19 protein-coding genes are annotated in these 20927 nt (G+C 58.0%); 12 read left to right on the top strand and 7 right to left on the bottom strand.

Annotated elements, in window-relative coordinates; translation table 11 throughout:
- Window positions 1-38 precede the first annotated feature (38 nt).
- The 3 genes from KO536_RS17545 to secB are packed head-to-tail and all read left to right on the top strand — an operon-like array spanning window position 39 to window position 1236.
- Entirely contained in the window at window positions 39-452 is a 414-nt protein-coding gene (locus KO536_RS17545; RefSeq protein ID WP_133079126.1) for a rhodanese-like domain-containing protein, read from the top strand.
- 2 nt (window positions 453-454) lie between these two features.
- Entirely contained in the window at window positions 455-709 is a 255-nt protein-coding gene (gene grxC, locus KO536_RS17540; protein ID WP_133079127.1) for a glutaredoxin 3, read from the top strand.
- Window positions 710-750: 41 nt separating this feature from the next.
- Entirely contained in the window at window positions 751-1236 is a 486-nt protein-coding gene (gene secB / locus KO536_RS17535; RefSeq protein ID WP_003438592.1) for a protein-export chaperone SecB, read from the top strand.
- A gap of 59 nt (window positions 1237-1295) precedes the next feature.
- Here secB and trmL read toward each other — a convergent pair whose 3' ends face one another.
- Entirely contained in the window at window positions 1296-1751 is a 456-nt protein-coding gene (gene trmL / locus KO536_RS17530) for a tRNA (uridine(34)/cytosine(34)/5-carboxymethylaminomethyluridine(34)-2'-O)-methyltransferase TrmL (RefSeq protein ID WP_133079128.1), read from the bottom strand.
- On the opposite strand from trmL, the gene KO536_RS17525 reads away from it, so the two are divergent.
- On the top strand, window positions 1750-2187 hold the full coding sequence (locus KO536_RS17525) for a hypothetical protein (RefSeq protein WP_133079129.1): 438 nt from the start codon (window positions 1750-1752) through the stop codon (window positions 2185-2187). The genes trmL and KO536_RS17525 overlap by 2 nt on opposite strands.
- Window positions 2188-2516: 329 nt before the next feature.
- Here KO536_RS17525 and ntrC read toward each other — a convergent pair whose 3' ends face one another.
- The 4 genes from ntrC to glnA form a co-directional block, all read right to left on the bottom strand.
- Window positions 2517-3950 (bottom strand): nitrogen regulation protein NR(I), encoded by a 1434-nt coding sequence (gene ntrC / locus KO536_RS17520; RefSeq protein WP_133079130.1) that lies wholly within the window; start codon window positions 3948-3950, stop codon window positions 2517-2519.
- Window positions 3947-5032, bottom strand: a complete 1086-nt coding sequence (glnL, locus tag KO536_RS17515) for a nitrogen regulation protein NR(II) (protein WP_133079131.1) — start codon at window positions 5030-5032, stop codon at window positions 3947-3949. Before glnL ends, ntrC begins: the two co-directional genes overlap by 4 nt.
- Window positions 5033-5394: 362 nt before the next feature.
- The gene (locus KO536_RS17510; RefSeq protein ID WP_219262548.1) at window positions 5395-5811 is read right to left on the bottom strand and encodes a cupin domain-containing protein; all 417 of its coding nucleotides are present in this window, start codon (window positions 5809-5811) and stop codon (window positions 5395-5397) included.
- 175 nt (window positions 5812-5986) lie between these two features.
- Window positions 5987-7393 (bottom strand): glutamate--ammonia ligase, encoded by a 1407-nt coding sequence (glnA, locus tag KO536_RS17505; RefSeq protein ID WP_095035246.1) that lies wholly within the window; start codon window positions 7391-7393, stop codon window positions 5987-5989.
- Window positions 7394-7725: 332 nt separating this feature from the next.
- Between glnA and thiI the strand changes: the two genes are divergently transcribed.
- On the top strand, window positions 7726-9180 hold the full coding sequence (thiI, locus tag KO536_RS17500; protein ID WP_133079133.1) for a tRNA uracil 4-sulfurtransferase ThiI: 1455 nt from the start codon (window positions 7726-7728) through the stop codon (window positions 9178-9180).
- Between the two features lie 140 nt (window positions 9181-9320).
- On the top strand, window positions 9321-11144 hold the full coding sequence (gene typA, locus KO536_RS17495) for a translational GTPase TypA (RefSeq protein ID WP_133079134.1): 1824 nt from the start codon (window positions 9321-9323) through the stop codon (window positions 11142-11144).
- Between the two features lie 119 nt (window positions 11145-11263).
- Here the strand turns inward: typA and KO536_RS17490 are convergent, their stop codons facing one another.
- Window positions 11264-11701 carry a YkgJ family cysteine cluster protein gene (locus KO536_RS17490; RefSeq protein ID WP_037031547.1) on the bottom strand — a complete coding sequence of 146 codons (438 nt, stop codon included), beginning with the start codon at window positions 11699-11701 and terminating at the stop codon, window positions 11264-11266.
- A gap of 265 nt (window positions 11702-11966) precedes the next feature.
- Here KO536_RS17490 and KO536_RS17485 point away from each other — a divergent pair, with 265 nt between their 5' ends.
- The 4 genes from KO536_RS17485 to KO536_RS17470 all read left to right on the top strand — a co-directional run bounded on the left by KO536_RS17485 (window position 11967) and on the right by KO536_RS17470 (window position 16750).
- The gene (locus tag KO536_RS17485) at window positions 11967-14414 is read left to right on the top strand and encodes a glycogen/starch/alpha-glucan phosphorylase (protein WP_219262547.1); all 2448 of its coding nucleotides are present in this window, start codon (window positions 11967-11969) and stop codon (window positions 14412-14414) included.
- Between the two features lie 232 nt (window positions 14415-14646).
- Complete coding sequence (locus KO536_RS17480) at window positions 14647-15657, top strand: class 1 fructose-bisphosphatase (protein ID WP_019821792.1); 1011 nt, start codon at window positions 14647-14649, stop codon at window positions 15655-15657.
- A 247-nt stretch (window positions 15658-15904) separates the two neighbouring features.
- On the top strand, window positions 15905-16159 hold the full coding sequence (gene bamE, locus KO536_RS17475; RefSeq protein WP_133079136.1) for an outer membrane protein assembly factor BamE: 255 nt from the start codon (window positions 15905-15907) through the stop codon (window positions 16157-16159).
- A 21-nt stretch (window positions 16160-16180) separates the two neighbouring features.
- Window positions 16181-16750 (top strand): lipocalin family protein, encoded by a 570-nt coding sequence (locus KO536_RS17470; RefSeq protein ID WP_219262546.1) that lies wholly within the window; start codon window positions 16181-16183, stop codon window positions 16748-16750.
- Window positions 16751-16795: 45 nt separating this feature from the next.
- On the opposite strand, the gene KO536_RS17465 is transcribed toward KO536_RS17470, so the two are convergent.
- A complete protein-coding gene (locus KO536_RS17465; RefSeq protein WP_133079138.1) occupies window positions 16796-18184 on the bottom strand; it encodes an inorganic triphosphatase in 1389 nt (462 codons plus the stop codon).
- Window positions 18185-18340: 156 nt separating this feature from the next.
- Here KO536_RS17465 and argE point away from each other — a divergent pair, with 156 nt between their 5' ends.
- Together argE and argA are read left to right on the top strand one after the other, a co-directional pair.
- Complete coding sequence (argE, locus tag KO536_RS17460) at window positions 18341-19483, top strand: acetylornithine deacetylase (RefSeq protein ID WP_133079139.1); 1143 nt, start codon at window positions 18341-18343, stop codon at window positions 19481-19483.
- Window positions 19484-19617: 134 nt separating this feature from the next.
- Window positions 19618-20916 carry an amino-acid N-acetyltransferase gene (argA, locus tag KO536_RS17455; RefSeq protein WP_133079140.1) on the top strand — a complete coding sequence of 433 codons (1299 nt, stop codon included), beginning with the start codon at window positions 19618-19620 and terminating at the stop codon, window positions 20914-20916.
- Window positions 20917-20927: the final 11 nt, after the last annotated feature.

Below are 20927 nucleotides of genomic sequence, written 5' to 3'. Positions count from 1 at the left end.
GTATACTGGCCCACATTTTACGACCCTGGAACCTTCTGATGGTTGATCACCTGATTACATTTGCCACTGCTCACTACCTGCTTGTAGGCGCGTTTGTCATCCTGTTGGCGCTATTGATTGCTCACGAAATCAGCCGTGGCGGGCGCAGCATCAGCACTGGCGAACTGACCGGCCTGGTCAATCGCGACGAAGGTGTGGTGATTGATATTCGCCCGGTTAAAGACTTTGCCGCCGGCCACATCGTGGGAGCCCTGAACATCCCGCAAGACAAGCTGATGGCGCGCATTGCCGAGCTGGACAAGCACAAGGGCAAAACCATTATTCTGGTTGACGCTGCCGGTCAGCACTCGGGCTCCCACGCCCGTGAGCTGCTCAAGGCCGGTTACAACGCAGCCAAGCTGTCTGGCGGTATCTCCAGCTGGCGCGCTGACAACCTGCCAGTGGTGAAGTAAAGATGTCCAAGGTCATCGTTTACTCCAGCGACTACTGCCCTTACTGCATGCGAGCCAAGGCTCTGCTTGAGAACAAGGGCGTTGCCTTCGAAGAAATCAAGGTCGATGGCAAGCCACAGGTACGTGCCGAGATGGCTCAGAAGGCGGGTCGTACGTCGGTCCCGCAAATCTGGATTGGTGACAAGCATGTTGGCGGATGCGATGACCTGTTTGCTTTGGAGCGCGCAGGTAAATTGGATACGCTGCTGAACGTCTGACTCTCATTCTCTATAAGCCCCAAGATCAACAAGGATCTGTGATGACTGACCAACAGAACACCGCTGCTGTTAGCGATGAAGACACCGCTCCACAATTCTCCCTGCAGCGCATCTACGTGCGCGACCTGTCGTTCGAGGCCCCAAAAAGCCCGGCGATCTTCCGTCAGCAGTGGGAACCGAGCGTTGGTCTGGACCTGAACACCCGTCAAAAGCCGCTGGAAGGTGACTTCCACGAAGTGGTTCTGACCTTGTCGGTTACCGTGAAAAACGGTGACGAAGTGGCCTTTATCGCTGAAGTGCAACAGGCTGGCATCTTCCTGATCAAAAACCTTGATCCGGCGTCGATGAACCACACCCTTGGCGCGTTTTGCCCGAACATCCTGTTCCCGTATGCCCGTGAAACCCTGGACAGCCTGGTAACTCGCGGCTCGTTCCCTGCGTTGATGCTGGCTCCGGTGAACTTCGATGCCCTGTACGCGCAAGAATTGCAGCGCATGCAGGAAGAAGGCAGCCCGACTGTTCAATAAACAGCCGATGCCAAAAAAAAAGCGCCTGAGGGCGCTTTTTTTGTGTGTGGGAGGTGTGTTTACTTGAAACCCAGCTGGCGCCAGGCTTCGTACACGGCAACCGCCACGGTGTTGGACAGGTTCAGGCTACGGCAGCCTTCGCGCATCGGCAGTCGCAGGCGGTGATCGCCGTCCAGCGCGTCGAGCACCTCTGGCGGCAAACCACGGCTTTCAGGGCCGAACACAAAGGCATCGCCCTCGGCAAACTGCACGTCGTGAAAGGGCTTCGAACCTTTGGTGGTAAAGGCGAACAGGCGTGGATGACCCAGGCTTTCAAGGCAACTGGCCAGGTCGGCATGACGCTTGAGCGGCGCATACTCGTGGTAGTCGAGGCCGGCGCGGCGCAAGCGCTTGTCGTCCAGCTCAAAACCGATAGGCTCGATCAAATGCAGGTGGCAGCCGCTGTTGGCGCACAGCCTGATAATGTTGCCGGTATTCGGCGGAATTTCTGGTTGAAAAAGGATGACGTGAAACATGCACGGCTCCGAACTTAAAGATGGGCAGCATTCTACGCCTGAAGAGGACCCGCGACCGAAACTATGGCCACGGGTTTTAGGTTCTTTGGCGATAGTCGGTGTAATGGTAGGGATGATGATCGGTCGTTTGACTGCGCCAACCCCGGTAGAACTGCAACAGGTGGACGTGCTGGCGAACGGGTTGGTGGTGTGGTTCAGCGATGAGCCCAAGCTGCATGGTGAGCTGGTCGATGGCACCCTGGGGGTGTTGTTCGATGCCAAGGGCAAGCCGCAAAACGGCCAGTTAATGCTCAACGGCAAGAATGTGAACTGGCGGGTGCGGGATACGGACGCAGGTTTGCTGCTGACGGTGGTGGCAGCCCGTGCCTTGCAAGGCGACTGGGCCGGTGCGCCGCAGGATGGGCGCTGGCGTTTGCAGGTGAACCTGCGCGAGTAATAAAAGAGGGAATTCCAGCCTGCCTGTACCGGGTTCCCCAAAAGCGGTGTGCGCGTTGATGCAACAGGCATCAAGGCTGCGGGTGTAAAAGTGGGGAGTCTTGACCTGCCTGTATCAAGGTCCCCTAAAGCGGTGTTGCTTGTAATAGGTATTGCAGGGCGCGTGCCAATTTTTGTTTTTCTGTAGAAATTGCCTTATGAAAACGCAAAAGCCCCGGAATCCGGGGCTTTTGCGCATAACGCTCTCGCTAGGCTGAAAGCATTGATCTAGAGCTGTGCACGATATTGGGGCGGGTTGCTTTTGAGTGGTGCGGTCAGATCGAGTGCCCCTCAGGCCTCGTCGCCATCATCCTCGTCGCCATCGATCTTCATGCCCAGTTCCTTGATCTTGCGGGTCAAGGTGTTGCGGCCCCAGCCCAGCAGCACGGCAGCGTCCCGACGACGGCCCGCAGTGTGCTTGAGTGCCGTCTCGATCATGATCCGCTCAAAGGTAGGCACCGCACTGTCGAGCAAGTTGGATTGACCACGGCCCAGTGCCTGATCCGCCCACTGGCGTAGCGCCTGCTCCCAGTTGGTGACTGGAGAGGTGTCTTGCTGCAGGTTCAGCAGCTCCGGCGGCAAGTCGCTGATGTGCACTTCGCGACCCGAAGCCATCACCGTGATCCAGCGACAGGTGTTTTCAAGCTGGCGAACGTTGCCTGGCCACGGCAGGTTCTTGAGGTACTGCTCGGTCTCGGCCTTCAGCAGCTTGGGTTCTACCGACAGCTCTTGCGCGGCGCTGCTCAGGAAGTGGCGGGCCAGGGTCGGGATGTCTTCGCGACGGTCCGACAGGCGCGGGATGTGGATGCGAATCACGTTCAGGCGGTGGAACAGGTCTTCGCGAAACTTGCCGGCCTGGACCAGGGTTTCGAGGTTCTGGTGGGTGGCGGCAATGATCCGCACGTCAACCTTGACCGGGGTGTGTCCGCCAACACGGTAGAACTCGCCATCGGCCAGAACCCGCAGCAGACGGGTTTGGGTATCGGCAGGCATGTCGCCGATTTCATCCAGGAACAGAGTCCCGCCATCGGCCTGTTCAAAACGACCCCGGCGCAGGTTTGCAGCTCCGGTAAAGGCGCCTTTTTCGTGGCCGAAGAGCTCGGACTCCATCAGGTCCTTGGGGATCGCGGCCATGTTCAACGCGATAAATGGCGACGCGGCACGTGGGCTGTGGCGGTGCAGGGCGTGGGCCACCAGCTCCTTGCCTGTGCCTGATTCGCCGTTGATCAGAACCGTGATATTGGAATGGCTAAGGCGGCCAATGGCCCGAAACACCTCTTGCATCGCCGGCGCTTCGCCGATGATTTCAGGTGTTCTGGCCAGTGCCGGGGGGGCGGCCAGGCCTTGTTGTTCCTGGGCGTGCTGATTGGCACGCTTGACCAGTGACACGGCTTCATCGACGTCAAACGGCTTGGGCAGGTATTCGAATGCGCCACCTTGATAGGAGGCCACTGCGCTGTCCAGGTCGGAATGAGCGGTCATGATGATGACGGGCAGGCGAGGGTGCTGTTCGCGAATCTTGGCCAGCAAGTCCAGGCCGCTTGAGCCGGGCATGCGGATGTCCGAAATAATGACGTCGGGCTGCTGGCGAGCCAGACGGCTCATCACCCCATCGGCGCTGTCGAAACTTTGTGTGGTCATGCCTTCCTGTTGCAAGGCTTTTTCCAGGACCCAGCGGATAGAACGGTCGTCGTCGACGATCCACACGGTTTCACTTCGGCTCATGTCGATGCGGCTCCTTGTTCCAGTGGTAGAAAGATCGAGAAGAGTGTGTGGCCGGGGTGGCTTTCACACTCGATCAACCCCTGGTGCTGACTGATGATGTTCTGCGTGATGGAAAGGCCTAGCCCGGTGCCGTCTGGGCGCCCGCTGACCATCGGGAAGAACAGGGTGTCTTGCAGCTCGGCCGGAATGCCCGGCCCGTTGTCGATAATTTCGATTTTGGTGACCAGTCGGTGGCGCACGTGGCCAATGGTGAACTGGCGCATGGCGCGGGTACGCAGGCTGATACGCCCCAGCCGCAGCTCGTTTTGGCTGCCGATGGCTTGCATCGCGTTGCGCACGATGTTGAGGACGGCCTGGATCATTTGTTCACGGTCGATCAGCAGGTCGGGCAGGCTCGGGTCATAGTCGCGCACCAATGTGATGCTGCCCTGTGTTTCGGCCTCAACCAGGCTGCACACCCGCTCCAGCACTTCGTGGACATTGGTCATGGACAGCGAAGGCAGCTTGTTGGAGCCCAGCATGCGGTCGACCAGGTTACGCAGGCGGTCGGCTTCTTCGATGATCACGTTGGTGTAGTCACGCAGGTTTTCGTCCGGTAACTGACGGGCCAGCAACTGAGCAGCCCCACGAATGCCGCCCAGGGGATTCTTGATCTCGTGGGCCATGCCGCGTACCAGCATCTTGCTGGTTTCCTGCTTGGACAGCTGGGCTTCTTCTTTGGTGATGCGCAGCAAGCGGTCACGGGGGTGGACTTCGAGCAGCAGCATCGTGCCGCCATTGCTCAAGATGGGGGTTACGGCGTAATCCACCGTGAGGGTCTGGCCCGTCAGCGAGGTCAGCATGGCTTCGCGCTTGGTAAACGGATGCGCTTGCTCAACTGCCTGGCGCAGCGAATGCAGGGCCTCGGTGGACTCTGTAAAAAGCTCACTGATGAATTGCCCGTGACTGCGTTGACCGCTGATTGCCAACAGCATCTCTGCCGCCGGGTTCATGTACTCAAGGCGCAGATCGGCATTCAGTAACAGCGTGGCGGTGGTCAGGTTGTCGAGTAACAGTCGGTGCAGGGCGTCACTGATGGTCATGGGCCGATCCCGGATTGCGTGCGCGGGTGAGGCGCTGGTGCAATGAAAATGCAAAAACCAAACCAAGGCTCTGAAAAGAAGCATTAAACGCCTGAAATAGGCGCCTGAAACCCGTTCAGGCAATGCAGCCGGGCGGTGCGCAGGTGTTTTTGAACCAAATTGGGCTGGCTAATGCACAATCAAACTATCGTCGCACCAATATAGTGCATTTTTGATGAATGGATTCAGTTGCTCTGAAATGAGCCGGGGATGCTTGATTGGCGCGTTGAGGGTGGTGAGTCTGTGGCAGTCATTGTGTCGTCGCTGGCGAAGGCTGCGTTCGTCGCAAGGTCCTGCGGCCAGCGGCTACAGGTTTGGTGTTGTCAGTGAGACAGTGCCATGCCAGGCGCACCGGCATAGAACACGATCAGTTCAACGGGGGCCTTGCCGCTGATACCTCGATGGGAGGTGTTGACCACCTCGGGCAGAACCTGGCCAGGCTTGAGCGTGGTTTTGTGGATGCCGTCTTCGGTTTCGACCATCAGCTCGCCGGACACCAGATAGGCGAGGTTAGGCATGGGGTGGCTGTGCCATTTCAGCGTGGTGTTGGCCGGGAGCGTGATCTTGACCACGGTGAATTCCGGCTTGGCGTCCGGATAGCTATAAGCCGCCCCATCCCAGGACTTGTCAGCCTTGAGCAACTGCTCGACCTTGACCTCTGTGGGGGTGTTTTTACAACCCAGCAGTACCAGGCAGGCGCAAGTCAGGAACAGGGGTTTGAGGGCCATGAAAGGGTGCATGTCAGTCTCCGTTGGTTTGAGTGGCCTAAAGCTACCGATCACTCATCAAGGTGGCTGTCAGGTGCTGGCATGAATCCAGAGGCCCTGATCCTGTGCTCGCGTAAGACGTCGCCCACAAAAAAGCCTCCCGTAGGAGGCTTTTTCGAATCACGCCGCTTGCGCGGGCGTCACGGGATTAGCAGCTGTAGTACAGCTCGTATTCCAGTGGGTGTACGAAGGTACGAACCTGGATTTCTTCTTCGCTTTTCAGGGCGATGTAAGCGTCGATGAAGTCGTCGCTGAAAACGCCGCCTTTGGTCAGGAACGCACGACCTTTGTCCAGCTCTTCCAGGGCTTCTTTCAGGCTGCCGCAAACTTGTGGAATCTCTTTGGCCTCTTCAGGCGGCAGGTCATACAGGTTTTTGTCAGCTGCGTCGCCAGGGTGAGTCTTGTTCTGGATACCGTCCAGGCCAGCCATCATCAGTGCAGCGAAGCACAGGTACGGGTTGGCCGCTGGATCCGGGAAACGTGCTTCGATACGGCGAGCTTTAGGGCTGGACACGTAAGGAATACGGATCGATGCGGAACGGTTGCGAGCCGAGTAGGCCAGCATTACCGGAGCTTCGAAACCTGGTACCAGACGCTTGTAGGAGTTGGTAGCCGGGTTGGTGAAGCCGTTCAGTGCCTTACCGTGCTTGATGATGCCGCCGATGAAGTACAGAGCGGTGTCGGACAGGCCGGCATAGCCTTCGCCTGCGAAGGTGTTCTTGCCATCTTTGGAGATGGACATGTGAACGTGCATACCCGAGCCGTTGTCGCCGTACAGAGGCTTAGGCATGAAAGTAGCGGTACGGCCGTAGGCGTCTGCCACGTTGTGTACGCAGTATTTCAGGGTCTGAACTTCGTCAGCCTTTTTCACCAGGGTGTTGAACTGCACGCCGATTTCGTTCTGGCCGGCAGTTGCCACTTCGTGGTGGTGTACTTCGATAACCAGGCCCATTTCTTCCATGGCGTTGCACATGGAGGTACGGATTTCGTGGTCATGGTCGAACGGCGGAACTGGGAAGTAGCCACCTTTGACGCCTGGACGGTGGCCTTTGTTGCCGCCTTCCACGTCCTGGTCGGACATCCACGAACCTTGTTCGGAGTAGATCTTGAACATGGAACCGGAGATATCGGACTTGAACTTCACTTGGTCGAAAATGAAGAACTCTGGCTCCGGGCCGACGAAAACGGTGTCGCCGATACCGGTGGACTTCAGGTATTCCTCGGCACGGGTAGCGATGGCGCGTGGGTCGCGGTCATAGCCTTGCATGGTCGAAGGTTCGATGATGTCGCACACCAGGATCAGCGTAGGCTGTTCGGTGAACGGGTCCAGAACGGCAGTGCTGTCGTCTGGCAGCAGGATCATGTCGGACGCTTCGATGCCTTTCCAGCCAGCAATGGAGGAGCCGTCGAACATTTTGCCGTCGGTGAAGAAGTTTTCATCCAGCGCATCACGGGCCGGCATGGTCACGTGGTGCTGAGTGCCTTTGGTATCAGTGAAGCGCAGATCAATCCACTTGACGTCATGATCTTTGATGAGTTGAACCGACTTCGACATAGTGTCCTCCGGGGTGGCTTAGGGCGGGTAGTGGAATGCCCTTAATAAGTGGTTGATGCCGGCGCGAATACTCTGCCAAGGCAACCTGCCTCACAAGGGAGCAAATTGCATGCCAGTGCCCCGACTTGGGTTTAATGCCCCAATCTCAAGCAGGTTAGAGACGAAGACTACCGATTAGGCGCACTTATCGCACTCAAATGAAGCGATTAAAGGCATTTACGTCCCATTTTGGTGCGCCGAAAACCGTTTGTACGATAACTGGTTAAACCTTGAACAATTTCCGCTATAATCCGCGCCCCCCTTTTTTGGCAGGCTGCTCGCGCGCTGTTTTCATGAAACTAATCGTTAAAGTCTTCCCCGAAATCACTATCAAGAGCCGTCCGGTTCGGATGCGTTTCGTCCGTCAATTGGCTAAAAACATCCGTGCTGTGCTCCGCGATCTGGACCCGGCTGTGGTGGTGACGGGCGTGTGGGACAACATCGAACTGCAAACGCGCGTCAGTGATCCTAAAGCCTTGAAAGAAATGACCGAACGCCTGAGCTGCATGCCGGGCATCGCGCATTTCCTGCAAGTTGACGAGTACCCGCTGGGCGACTTCGACGACGTCGTTGAGAAGTGCAAATTGCACTTTGGCGATGCGCTGGCCGGCAAGATCTTTTCCGTGCGTTGCAAGCGCGGTGGCAAGCACCCATTTACCTCGATGGAAATCGAGAAATACGTCGGCAGCAAGCTGCGTCGTGAGTGCGGTGCCGCCGGAATTGATCTGAAAAAGCCGGAAATTGAAGTGCGCTTCGAAATTCGCGACCAACGGTTGTTTGTGATTCACAGCCAGCACGACAGCATAGGCGGCTTCCCGCTGGGCTCTCTGGAACAGACCCTGGTGTTGATGTCCGGCGGTTTCGATTCCACCGTCGCGGCCTACCAGATCATGCGTCGCGGCCTGATGAGCCACTTCTGCTTCTTCAATCTGGGCGGACGTGCCCATGAACTGGGCGTGATGGAAGTCGCGCACTTTATATGGAAGAAGTACGGCAGCTCCCAGCGTGTGCTGTTTGTCAGCGTTCCGTTCGAAGAAGTTTTGGGCGAAATTCTCGGCAAAGTCGATAACAGTCATATGGGCGTCATTTTGAAGCGTATGATGTTGCGCGCTGCGACCCGTATTGCCGAACGTCTCGAAATTGAAGTGCTGGTGACGGGTGAAGCGATTTCCCAGGTGTCGAGCCAGACGCTGCCCAACTTGTCGCTGATTGACTCGGCTACCGACAAACTGGTGTTGCGTCCGCTGATTGCGAGCCACAAGCAGGACATCATTGATCAGGCGGTTGAAATCGGTACGGCCGATTTTGCCAAGCACATGCCTGAATATTGCGGGGTGATTTCGGTCAACCCCAAGACCCACGCCAAACGCAACCGCGTGGAGTACGAAGAACAACAGTTCGATATGGCCGTGCTCGAGCGAGCGCTTGAGCGGGCCAAAATGGTGCCGATTGATCGAGTGATCGAGGAATTGGGCCAGGACTTGCAAGTCGAAGAAGTCAGCGAAGTGCTGGCGGGCCAGATCGTGATCGACATCCGTCACCCGGATGCTCAGGAAGATCAACCGCTGGAACTGGCTGGCATCGAAGTACAAGCGTTGCCGTTCTATGCACTGAACAGCCGCTTCAAGGAACTGGATGACACTCGTCAGTACCTGTTGTATTGCGACAAAGGCGTGATGAGTCGCCTGCATGCTCACCATTTGCTCAGTGAGGGACATGCCAATGTGCGCGTTTATCGACCGAGCTAAGAGCCCGGGGCTGTATGCCTGTGGCCTGCGTCACCGGCCCCCCGACGCCACCGTCAAGCTGTAACGGCTTGCACGGACTCTACTGTTAATCGCTGCCTGGACTCAGTCAGCACACCGAATCCTCTGATCGAGATACACAAGTGATCGAAAATCTACGTAACATCGCCATCATTGCTCACGTTGACCACGGTAAAACTACCCTGGTAGACAAACTCTTGCGTCAATCCGGCACTCTGGAGCGCAACGAGCTCAACGACGAGCGCGTGATGGACTCCAACGACCAGGAAAAAGAGCGCGGCATTACCATTCTTGCCAAGAACACCGCTATTAACTGGAACGGCTACCACATCAACATCGTGGACACCCCGGGCCACGCCGACTTCGGCGGCGAAGTTGAACGCGTAATGTCGATGGTTGACTCCGTTCTGCTGCTGGTTGACGCTCAAGACGGCCCTATGCCGCAAACCCGTTTCGTGACCAAGAAGGCTTTCGAAGCCGGCCTGCGTCCAATCGTGGTGATCAACAAGGTTGACCGTCCAGGCGCGCGTCCGGACTGGGTTCTGGATCAGATCTTCGACCTGTTCGACAACCTGGGTGCTACCGAAGAACAGCTGGACTTCAAAGTAGTTTACGCCTCGGCCCTGAACGGTATTGCTGGTCTTGACCACACCGACATGGCTGAAGACATGACCCCGCTGTACCAGTCGATCGTCGACAACGTACCGGCTCCAAAAGTTGACCGTGACGGTCCATTCCAGATGCAAATCTCGGCACTGGACTACAACAGCTTCCTGGGCATTATCGGCGTTGGCCGTATCGCTCGTGGTCGCGTCAAGCCAAACACCCAGGTTGTGGCTATCGATGCCGACGGCAAGCGCCGTAACGGTCGTATCCTGAAGCTGATGGGTCACCACGGTCTGCACCGTATCGACGTTGACGAAGCAGCTGCCGGCGACATCGTCTGCATCAGCGGCTTCGACCAGCTGTTCATCTCCGACACTCTGTGCGACCCACTGAATGTTGAAGCGATGAAGCCGCTGACCGTTGACGAACCTACCGTTTCGATGACCTTCCAGGTTAACGACTCGCCGTTCTGCGGCCGTGAAGGCAAGTTCGTAACCAGCCGTAACATCAAAGAGCGTCTGGACAAAGAACTGCTGTACAACGTTGCTCTGCGCGTTGAAGAAGGCGACACCGCTGACAAGTTCAAAGTGTCTGGCCGTGGTGAGCTGCACTTGTCCGTACTGATCGAAACCATGCGTCGCGAAGGCTTCGAAATGGGTGTTGGTCGTCCGGAAGTGATCATCCGCATGGTTGACGGCGTTAAGCACGAACCGTACGAAAACGTAACCATCGACCTGCCAGAAGAATCCCAGGGTTCAATCATGGAACAGATCGGTATCCGTAAAGGCGATCTGACCAACATGGTTCCGGATGGCAAGGGTCGTGTTCGTCTTGAATACAACATCCCTGCACGTGGCCTGATCGGTTTCCGTAACGAGTTCCTGACTCTGACTTCGGGCGCTGGCATCCTGACCTCGATCTTCGACCGTTACGACGTGATGAAGTCGGGCGACATGTCCGGCCGTCAGAACGGCGTTCTGGTTTCGGTTGCTACCGGTAAGGCTCTGACTTACTCGCTGGAAACCCTGCAAGCTCGCGGCAAACTGTTCCTGGGTCACGGTGAAGACGTGTACGAAGGTCAAATCGTCGGCATCAACAGCCGCGACAACGACCTGGGCGTTAACCCAACCAAAGGCAAGAAGCTCGACAACATGCGTGCTTCGGGTAAAGACGAAACCATCGCTTTGGTTCCGCCTATCCGCTTCACTCTGGAGCAAGCTCTGGAATTCGTACAGGAAGATGAACTGTGCGAAGTAACGCCTAAGTCCATCCGTCTTCGTAAGAAGATCCTGGGCGAAAGCGAGCGTACCCGCGCTGCGAAGAAATCCGGTAACAACTAAGTTATTTAGTTAGCCGTAAAAAAACGCCCCCGACCTTGCGGTCGGGGGCGTTTTTTTATGTCCGGGTTTTAGATGTTTACCTGTAGCCGCAGCCGGCGGCAGTGGCTACAGGTGATGCCTTAGAAAACCATCAACTTCTCGCTGCTGTTCTTGCGCTCAACGGCTTTAGGCACGTAGGCGCAATAACCAGGGCGGGGGCCCACTCGCGGGTGGTTGCGGCAGGTGTCCGGGCGGATTTCATAGATGGTGCACATCCGTGACTTGCGATCCAGATACAGGCAGTCGTTGTTGCTCATGCGCTGCAACGTGAAAATCCCGGACTTCTGGTTGAAGCGCTCCACGATCCCTTCTTTTTGCAGGCGCTTGGCGATGTTCTTCGGTGGGTCGCCCATCTCGAATTCATCGACGATGCCGATGCGGATCAGGTCTTTGATCTTGACCTCGACCGGCAACGTGCAGCAGCTGGAAATGCAGGAGCCGCACATGGGCGCGGAGTATTTGGCCCAGGTATCGAGACGGTCGATTTCCGCGGCGGCGATCAGGTTGGACTTCATCAGGCTTGTATTCCAGCGTGCATCAGGGCGCGCGATCATACCGGTGTTGATGAATGTGTGAACAACCATTTGCCGGTTTTTCGATCAGGGCCATGTTTTAAAGCATTCAACGGCGTATTTGCCTCGTTTTGGGGCATCGCACATGTCGTCAGTTTTATTTAAACAATCACCCAAAAAAATCTTTAACCAAGTCACTTTGTTTCTGTCCAAGCGTCTAGGCTGACACCATTCGTTCTTCAAATCGCCCATCTCGATTGAGGTTGTATCGATGTCCCAGGAACCGCTTGTTCGTGACGCACAGGTGGCGGCTTTCCGTGCCGCTGTAGTAGCCAAACTGACTTACGCGGTGGGTAAGGACCCGGAACACGCGTTTGACCATGACTGGTTTGAAGCTATTGCTCTGGCCGCCCGCGACCATATGGTCGAGCACTGGATGGACCACACGCGCCAGATTTATCGCAAGGACCAGAAACGGGTGTACTACCTGTCGCTGGAATTTCTGATCGGCCGCTTGCTGTATGACAGCCTGAGCAATCTGGGGTTGCTGGAGGTGGCCCGCGAAGCACTGACCGAGCTTGGGGTCGACCTGGAGCGTATCCGCCTGCTGGAGCCGGATGCGGCGCTGGGCAACGGCGGTCTGGGCCGGTTGGCCGCCTGCTTTATGGAAAGCATGTCGACCCTGGGCATTGCGGCTCACGGCTACGGCATCCGCTACGAGCACGGTCTGTTTCGCCAGAGCATTGTCGACGGCTGGCAACAGGAGCAGACCGAGAACTGGCTGGACTTTGGCAACCCCTGGGAGTTCGAGCGTGCCGAGGTGTTGTACTCGGTCGGCTTTGGCGGTTCGGTCGAGACCAAACAGGATGAGCAGGGCCAGCTACGCCAGATCTGGTGGCCGGGCGAGACCGTACGGGCCATTGCGTATGACACCCCCGTAGTGGGTTGGCGCGGGGCCAGCGTCAACACCTTGCGCCTGTGGCGGGCGAGGGCGCTGCACGATTTGAACCTGGGCCGGTTCAACGCGGGCGACCATTTGGGTGCAGTGGCCGAAGTGGTGCGGGCTGAAAGCATCTCTCGCGTGCTGTACCCGGCTGACAGCAACGAAGCGGGGCAAGAGCTGCGCCTGCGCCAGGAGTTCTTCTTTGTCTCGGCCTCGCTGCAGGACCTGCTGCGTCGTCATCTGCATGTGCATGACACGCTGTTGAACCTGGCCGAGCATGTCTCGATCCAGCTCAATGACACCCATCCCTCGATTGCCGTTGCCGAGTTGATGCGCATTCTGGTCGATGAACACGGCATCGAGTGGCACGCGGCGTGGCAGGTCACGGTCGATACCCTGTCGTACACCAACCACACGCTGCTTCCGGAGGCGCTCGAAACCTGGCCCGTTGGCTTGATGGAGCGCCTGTTGCCGCGCCATATGCAGATTATTTATCTGATCAACGCGTACCATATCGATGCGTTGCGGGCCAAGGGTATTCACGACTTTGACGTGCTGCGTGCGGTTTCGCTGATTGAAGAGGACCACGGGCGGCGAGTGCGCATGGGCAACCTGGCCTTCCTGGGCTCCCACAGCGTGAACGGGGTATCCGGGCTGCACACGCAGTTGATGCGCAGCACCGTGTTTGCCGAACTGCACAAGCTCTACCCTGATCGGATCAACAACAAAACCAACGGTGTCACCTTTCGCCGCTGGCTGTTCCAGGCCAACCCACCGTTGACCTCGATGCTGGTGGATGCACTGGGGCCCGATGTCCTTGATGAAACCGAGTACAAGCTGATCAAGCTGGAGCCTTTTGCCGAGCGTGCCGATTTTCGCAAACGTTTCGCCGATCAGCGCCTGCAAAGCAAATGCACCCTGGCGGCGCTGATTTATGAGCGTTTGGGTATCGTGGTCAACCCTGAAGCGATGTTCGATGTGCAGGTCAAACGGATTCACGAGTACAAGCGTCAGCTGCTCAACCTGATGCACACCGTGGCGCTGTACCAGGCCATTCGTGCCGAGCCGGGTAATCATTGGGTGCCACGGGTGAAGATTTTTGCCGGCAAGTCGGCGGCCAGTTATGAACAGGCCAAACTCATCATCAAACTGGCCAACGACATCGCCCGCACCGTCAACAATGACCCCACCGTGCGTGGTTTGCTCAAGGTGGTGTTTATCCCCAACTACAACGTCAGCCTGGCCGAAAGCATCATTCCGGCGGCGGATCTGTCCGAGCAGATATCCACTGCAGGCTACGAAGCATCGGGCACCAGCAACATGAAATTCGGCCTTAACGGCGCACTGACCATCGGCACGATGGATGGGGCCAACGTGGAGATGTGCGAGCGGGTCGGGGCGGACAACATGTTTATCTTCGGGCTCAGTTCGCAGCAGGTTGAAGCGCGCAAACGCAATGGCGAGTTCCACGCGGCGCCGGATGTGGCCGCATCCCATCGGCTCAATGATGTGCTGCAGGCGATTCGCGGCGGGGTGTTTTCACACGATGACCCGGCGCGCTACACCGGGCTGGTGGACTCACTTATTGAGTACGACCGGTTTCTGGTGTGTGCGGATTTCGATGCTTATTGGGATGCGCAGATGCGTGTGGAACACCTGTGGCAGGACAAGGACGAGTGGTGGCGCAAGGCGGTGCTGAACACTGCGCGCATGGGCTGGTTCTCATCGGACCGCACCATTCGTGAGTATGCCACCGACATCTGGAAAGCGCTGTAACGCACCTGTAGTCGCTGCCGCAGGCTGCGAAGGGGGCATTTAGCCCTTGAGAGCACGGGTTGCTCTGCAACCCTTCGCAGCCTGCGGCAGCGACCACAGGGTTTTTTGCAGGTGATTTAAGGGTTCAGCAGAACCCGCTCTGTCGGTTCTGAGTCTGATTAGAAGATTTGCACGGCAACACGCGCTAAACTGCGCGGGTTTTTCGCCCCCTCCCCATTGTTCGGAGCCTTACATGTCCCGCGTTACCCTGAGTCGCTATTTGATCGAGCAGACCCGCAGCAACAACACGCCTGCTGATTTGCGTTTCCTCATCGAAGTGGTGGCGCGTGCTTGCAAAGAGATCAGCCACGCCGTGTCCAAAGGCGCCCTGGGTGGTGTTCTGGGCAGCATGGGCACCGAAAACGTACAAGGTGAAGTGCAGAAGAAACTCGACGTGATTTCCAACGAGATCCTGCTCGAAGCCAACGAATGGGGCGGTCACCTGGCCGGCATGGCGTCCGAAGAAATGGACAATGCCTACCAGATCCCGGGCAAGTACCCGAAAGGCGCCTACCTGCTGGTATTCGACCCACTGGACGGTTCGTCGAACATTGATATCAACGCTCCGGTCGGCACTATCTTCTCTGTGCTGCGTTGCCCGAACGAATACCTGACCCAGAATGAGCCGTTGAACGAAAAGGCCTTCCTGCAGCCAGGCACCCAGCAGGTAGCTGCCGGCTATGCCATCTACGGTCCTCAGACCATGCTGGTATTGACCCTGGGCGACGGCGTTAAAGGCTTCACCCTGGACCGCGAAATGGGCAGCTTCGTTCTGACCCACGAAGACATCACCATTCCTGAAACCACCCAGGAATTTGCCATCAACATGTCCAACCAGCGTCACTGGGAAGCTCCGGTCCAACGCTATGTAGACGAGTTGCTGGCGGGTGAAGAAGGTCCGTTGAACAAGAACTTCAACATGCGTTGGGTGGCCGCGATGGTTGCCGACGTACACCGTATCCTGACCCGCGGAGGCCTGTTCATGTACCCGCGCGACAGCCGTGAGCCGTCCAAGCCGGGCAAGCTGCGCTTGATGTACGAAGCCAATCCGATGTCGTTCCTGGTTGAACAGGCTGGCGGTGCGTCCACTGACGGCCATCAGCGCATCCTCGATATCCAGCCTGAAGGCCTGCACCAGCGTGTAGCGGTGTACCTGGGCTCGAAAGAAGAAGTGGCGCGCATTACCGATTACCACAAAGCCTAAGCACGCCTCACTGCCCCCTCCTGTGGGAGCGGGCTTGCTCGCGATAGCATCGATACGGTCAATCAGTTGAACCGGGTTGCATGCATCGCGAGCAAGCTCGCTCCCACAGGTGTTTCAGATCATTGTCTTTGCCTGACTGACGCCCCTCGCCAAACAAATCCCTGCAACCTGCGGGAACCACCCTGCACTTTTCTCTTCTAAGCTTGCATCAGGCATCTATGCCGACCTTTCCATGCAGGAGCTTTCCATGAAGTTGCGTACTTTGGCGGTGTTGTCGTTCTGCGTATTGCTGGCGGCGTGCAGCAAGATCAATCAACAAAACTACTCAAAACTGTCGGCAGGCATGACCAAGGCTGAGGTTGAACAGCTGCTGGGCAGCCCGACCGATTGTTCGGGTGCATTGGGGGTGTCGAGCTGCACCTGGGGCGATCAGAAGAGCTTTATCAGCGTGCAATACGCGGGCGATAAAGTGCTGATTTTTTCGGGGCAGGGTCTGAAGTAATACCGCTCAGGAGCGTTCGCGATGAAACGTCTTTTAGTCAGCCTGGGGGCCGCGCTGTTGCTGGCCGGGTGCGCGGGTTCCAGCAGCGATTCGCTGGCGCCCAACACCGTTGCAAGCGTCGATCTCAAACGCTATCAGGGCACTTGGTATGAGTTGGCGCGCTTGCCGATGTTCTTCCAGCGCAACTGTGCGCAGTCCGAAGCCCATTACAGCTTGAAGCCTGACGGTAACGTAGCCGTGTTGAACCGCTGCCGCACAGCAGAGGGCAAGTGGGAAGAGGCAAAGGGCACGGCAACGCCGCAGGTGGAGGGTAAAACCGACAAGCTGTGGGTCGAGTTCGACAATTGGGTATCAACAGTTCTGCCGGGTGTCACCAAGGGCGACTACTGGGTGTTGTACCTGGGGGACGACTACAGCACGGCGCTGGTGGGCAACCCCGACCACCGCTATTTGTGGTTGTTGTCGCGCAAACCGCAGGTTGATCAGCAAACCCGTGATGAATTGCTCAGCAAGGCTCAGCAGCAGGGCTACGACACGTCACGTTTGATCTGGCGTACGCCGGATGCACAGATGCCCAAAGACACCCAATAAACAAAAACGCCCCTCAGTTGGCACCAAGGGGCGTTGGCTGGGCGCTTAGGCGCGCAGCAGGGTCTTCCATGCGCGGTTCTGGTACACGGCGATGGCTTGCTGCTTACGGGCATTGAGCAACTCGTCGTTGTGCTCTGCGTCGTCAGTGATTGGCAGGTTGGCCAATTCCTGCAGCTTGTTCATCTCGCCGTACAAACGGTCCAGTTCCGGAATTTCCAGCACGTTACGCGCCAGACGCAACCAGGCCTGAATGCGCTCGATGCGCGGCAGTTGCTCGGCCAGATCTTCGGGTTGCTGCTGGTAGCGGTTCAAGCGCAAGGCAATCGCCTCATCCGACAACAAGCGCGGCAGCCAGCTGTGCAGTTGTGCGGCGCCTTGACGGTTGCCACGGGTGGTGCCGCGATCAACGGTCCAGCTGCGCGCCATCAACCAGCGCGAAGTGTTCAGTGAGAACTGGCCCCAGCGCGGGTCTTCCAGCTCTTCAAGGAACTGCTCAGGGGCGGCTTTACGAACGTCTTCGTCGTCCTGGCCGATCTGAACCAGCGGGCGCCAGTCTTCAAGCAGGGCGTCCAGCTCAGCACGCAAGGTGCTGGTGGACTGGCGTGGAGCGGCTTGACCCAGGCTGCTGACCAGCGCGCGCAGGTCAATCAATTGCTGAACCCAGTCCTGCAGCAAACGCCAGTGGCCATTGAAACGGTACTGCTCGGCCAGACGCTGGCTGTTGCCCAGCAAGTGCCAGGCCAGGGCGGCGAAGGCATCGTCCAGTGGCGTCTCGGGTGTCAGCTCTGGGGCGGGCAGGTTGACGCTGTAGCTGTTGGCGTCGAACAGGCGATAGCCACGTTCGGCCTTGCTGATGTCACAAGGCATCAGGGCCAGCTTCTCGGCCAGTTCTGCTGCCAGTTCCAGCAGGGCAGATGGCTCGCCTTCGCGCAGTTCGAGTTCCAGTTCGCAGATTTCTTCTTTCTGCTTGCCGGCAATCACGTGGCCCAGGTCCAGGGCCGCTTCGATGACCACTTTGGCCTTGCCGCGGCCCCAGGAGATTTCAGCGCGTTCACGTACGAAATCAGTGGTGAAGATTGGCTTCAGGGTTTTTTTGTCCAGCTCGGCCAACTCTTCTGGCCAGCATTCGCCGTCGAGCTTCTTGATGTCGAGCTTGGCTTTCGGCAGGTTCCAGTCGTACTCATTACGCTCGGACAAACCGGCGATGCTTTGGCCGCGGGTCTTGAGGGTCTGAATCACGTCTTCGCCATCGCGGCGCAGGCGCAGGGCAACCTTGGCCTTGGCCAGATCGCGCTCAGGCGTGTCGAAGTACTGGTTCAACAACTCACGGCTTTCCCAGCCACTTTTGTTGCGCTTTTTCAGTAAGGGGTGCTCGCGCAGGGCGGCGAGGGTTTCGCGGCTGACGCGGAGTTTGATTTCGGTTTCTTTCTGCATGGCCGGAAAATCCAGGATCGGTGCGCAGCCGGGAAAAGTGTGGCTGCCAAGGCCGTGCAGTGTACAGGACAAGCCGCCCCGGCGCGCCGAACGGGTTTATTCTGCGCAGCAGATGGCTCTATGATGGGCCTCGCCCCGCCAACAGGAAGTCAGCGCATGCCTTTACCTTCCATGAAAGAGCAGTTCGCTGCCTTGATCGCCACACCGTCGGTCAGTTGCACCCAGCCTTATCTGGATCAGTCCAATCGCGGGGTGATCGATTTGCTGGCCACCTGGCTGAGCGAGCTGGGCTTTAGCTGCGATATCCAGCAGGTCAGCCCCGGCAAGTTCAACTTGCTCGCCACCTTCGGCAGCGGTCCCGGAGGACTGGTGTTGGCCGGTCACAGCGACACCGTGCCCTACGATGAAGCGCTGTGGCAGACCGATCCACTCAAGCTGACAGAAGTGGATAACCGCTGGGTCGGCCTAGGCAGTTGCGACATGAAGGGTTTTTTCGCGCTGGTGATCGAAGCGGTGCGCCCGTTGCTCGATCAACCGTTCAAGCAGCCGCTGCTGATTCTGGCCACGTGCGACGAAGAGACATCGATGGCTGGCGCCAGGGCGCTGGTCGAAGCCGGCAGGCCGCTGGGCCGTGCCGCGGTGATTGGCGAGCCGACCGGACTCAAGCCGATCCGCATGCACAAGGGGGTGATGATGGAGCGCATCGAGATTCTCGGGCGCAGTGGCCACTCATCCGACCCAAGCCTGGGGCACAGCGCCCTTGAAGCCATGCACGATGCGATCAGCGAACTCAAAGGCCTGCGTCAGCAGTGGCTCAACGAATACCGCAACCCGCAGTTCAGCGTGCCGCAGCCGACCCTGAACTTTGGCTGTATTCATGGTGGCGATAACCCGAACCGGATTTGCGGGCAGTGCTCGCTGGAATTTGACCTGAGACCGTTACCGGGCATGGACCCCAACGAGCTGCGGGCCATCATTCGCAGCAAGCTGCAACCTTTGGCCGAGCGCCATCAGGTGAAAATTGATTTCGCGTCCATCGCAGCCGGAGTGCCGCCATTCGAACAGGACGCCGATGCAGAGCTGGTACGGGTGGCCGAACGACTCACCGGCCATCGCGCGCAAGCAGTGGCGTTTGGCACCGAAGCGCCTTATCTTCAGCAGCTTGGCTGCGAAACGCTGGTACTGGGCCCGGGCGACATCGCCTGTGCGCATCAGCCGGGGGAATACCTGGAAATGTCACGTTTGCAGCCGACCGTGCGTCTACTGACTCAACTGGTCGAACACTATTGCCTGAAATAGTGGCGATCCCCTTTGCTTTTCACACAAGGAGAACACGCGTGTTGCCGACCCTGTTTCGACGATAACCATCAGCCCGATGTGCGTTTGCTGTTTTAGCCCTTTTTTAGGCGATTTATTTTTTACAGGCTTTGGTTATGCACGATTACGTTAACTGGTTGCGTCACGCGTCTCCTTACATCAATGCCCACCGCGATTGCACCTTTGTCGTCATGCTCCCCGGCGACGGTGTGGCGCATCCCAATTTTGGCAATATCGTCCACGACCTGGTGCTGTTGCACAGCCTGGGCGTGCGCCTGGTGCTGGTTCACGGCTCGCGTCCGCAAATCGACAGCCGCCTTGAAGCCCGTGGTCTGGTGCCGTACTACCACAACGGCATGCGCGTCACCGACGCCTCCACCCTGGAATGCGTGATCGACGCCGTGGGGCAGTTGCGCATCGCGATTGAGGCGCGCTTGTCGATGGACATGGCATCTTCGCCGATGCAGGGCTCGCGCCTGCGGGTCGCGAGCGGCAACCTGGTGACGGCACGGCCGATCGGGGTGCTCGATGGCGTGGACTTCCACCACACCGGTGAAGTCCGTCGTGTCGACCGCAAGGGCATCAACCGTCTGCTCGATGAGCGCTCGATTGTGTTGCTATCGCCCTTGGGCTACTCGCCGACCGGCGAGATTTTCAACCTGGCGTGTGAAGACGTCGCCACCCGTGCCGCTATCGACCTGGCGGCTGACAAGCTGCTGTTGTTCGGCGCCGAGTCCGGCTTGCTCGATGCAGAAGGGCGCTTGGTGCGCGAGCTGCGCCCACAGCAAGTGCCTGCCCACATGAAGCGTTTGGGCAGCGACTACCAGGCCGAGCTGCTGGAAGCGGCGGCCGAGGCCTGCAGCGGTGGTGTGGCTCGTAGCCATATCGTCAGCTATGCCGAAGATGGCGCCTTGCTGACGGAGCTGTTCACCCGTCATGGTGGCGGTACGTTGGTGGCCCAGGAGCAATTCGAACTGATCCGTGAAGCAGCGATTGAAGACGTCGGCGGTTTGCTGGACCTGATCAGCCCGCTGGAAGAACAGGGCATTCTGGTGCGTCGCTCGCGAGAAGTGCTGGAGCGTGAGATCGAACAGTTCAGCGTGGTTGAGCGCGAAGGGATGATTATCGCCTGTGCGGCGCTGTATCAGATTGCTGATTCGGATGCGGGGGAGCTGGCGTGCCTGGCGGTGAATCCGGAGTACCGTCATGGTCGCCGTGGGGATGAGCTGCTGGAACGCATCGAAAACCGCGCCCGGGCACAAGGGTTGAAAACCCTGTTCGTATTAACCACGCGTACTGCGCACTGGTTCCGTGAACGCGGGTTTGAACCTAGCGGTGTCGAGCGCCTGCCGGCGGCGCGAGCGTCGCTGTACAACTATCAGCGTAACTCCAAGATCTTCGAGAAAACGCTGTAAAGCGCCTGTGG

The sequence above is a fragment of the Pseudomonas sp. NKUCC02_KPG genome (assembly GCF_019345465.1).
GTDB lineage: Bacteria > Pseudomonadota > Gammaproteobacteria > Pseudomonadales > Pseudomonadaceae > Aquipseudomonas.
The sequence above is the reverse complement of the archived record's forward strand: the minus strand, read 5'-3'. Positions and strand labels throughout refer to the sequence as shown.

Excerpts from the sequence above, each read along its gene's own strand:
- KO536_RS17545 (WP_133079126.1), top strand. The coding sequence starts at position 39 with ATGGTTGATCACCTGATTACATTTGCCACTGCTCACTACCTGCTTGTA.
- grxC (WP_133079127.1), top strand. The coding sequence starts at position 455 with ATGTCCAAGGTCATCGTTTACTCCAGCGACTACTGCCCTTACTGCATG.
- secB (WP_003438592.1), top strand. The coding sequence starts at position 751 with ATGACTGACCAACAGAACACCGCTGCTGTTAGCGATGAAGACACCGCT.
- KO536_RS17525 (WP_133079129.1), top strand. The coding sequence starts at position 1,750 with ATGCACGGCTCCGAACTTAAAGATGGGCAGCATTCTACGCCTGAAGAG.
- trmL (WP_133079128.1), bottom strand. The coding sequence starts at position 1,751 with ATGTTTCACGTCATCCTTTTTCAACCAGAAATTCCGCCGAATACCGGC.
- ntrC (WP_133079130.1), bottom strand. The coding sequence starts at position 3,950 with ATGAGCCGAAGTGAAACCGTGTGGATCGTCGACGACGACCGTTCTATC.
- glnL (WP_133079131.1), bottom strand. The coding sequence starts at position 5,032 with ATGACCATCAGTGACGCCCTGCACCGACTGTTACTCGACAACCTGACC.
- KO536_RS17510 (WP_219262548.1), bottom strand. The coding sequence starts at position 5,811 with ATGCACCCTTTCATGGCCCTCAAACCCCTGTTCCTGACTTGCGCCTGC.
- glnA (WP_095035246.1), bottom strand. The coding sequence starts at position 7,393 with ATGTCGAAGTCGGTTCAACTCATCAAAGATCATGACGTCAAGTGGATT.
- thiI (WP_133079133.1), top strand. The coding sequence starts at position 7,726 with ATGAAACTAATCGTTAAAGTCTTCCCCGAAATCACTATCAAGAGCCGT.
- KO536_RS17485 (WP_219262547.1), top strand. The coding sequence starts at position 11,967 with ATGTCCCAGGAACCGCTTGTTCGTGACGCACAGGTGGCGGCTTTCCGT.
- KO536_RS17480 (WP_019821792.1), top strand. The coding sequence starts at position 14,647 with ATGTCCCGCGTTACCCTGAGTCGCTATTTGATCGAGCAGACCCGCAGC.
- bamE (WP_133079136.1), top strand. The coding sequence starts at position 15,905 with ATGAAGTTGCGTACTTTGGCGGTGTTGTCGTTCTGCGTATTGCTGGCG.
- KO536_RS17470 (WP_219262546.1), top strand. The coding sequence starts at position 16,181 with ATGAAACGTCTTTTAGTCAGCCTGGGGGCCGCGCTGTTGCTGGCCGGG.
- KO536_RS17465 (WP_133079138.1), bottom strand. The coding sequence starts at position 18,184 with ATGCAGAAAGAAACCGAAATCAAACTCCGCGTCAGCCGCGAAACCCTC.
- argE (WP_133079139.1), top strand. The coding sequence starts at position 18,341 with ATGCCTTTACCTTCCATGAAAGAGCAGTTCGCTGCCTTGATCGCCACA.
- argA (WP_133079140.1), top strand. The coding sequence starts at position 19,618 with ATGCACGATTACGTTAACTGGTTGCGTCACGCGTCTCCTTACATCAAT.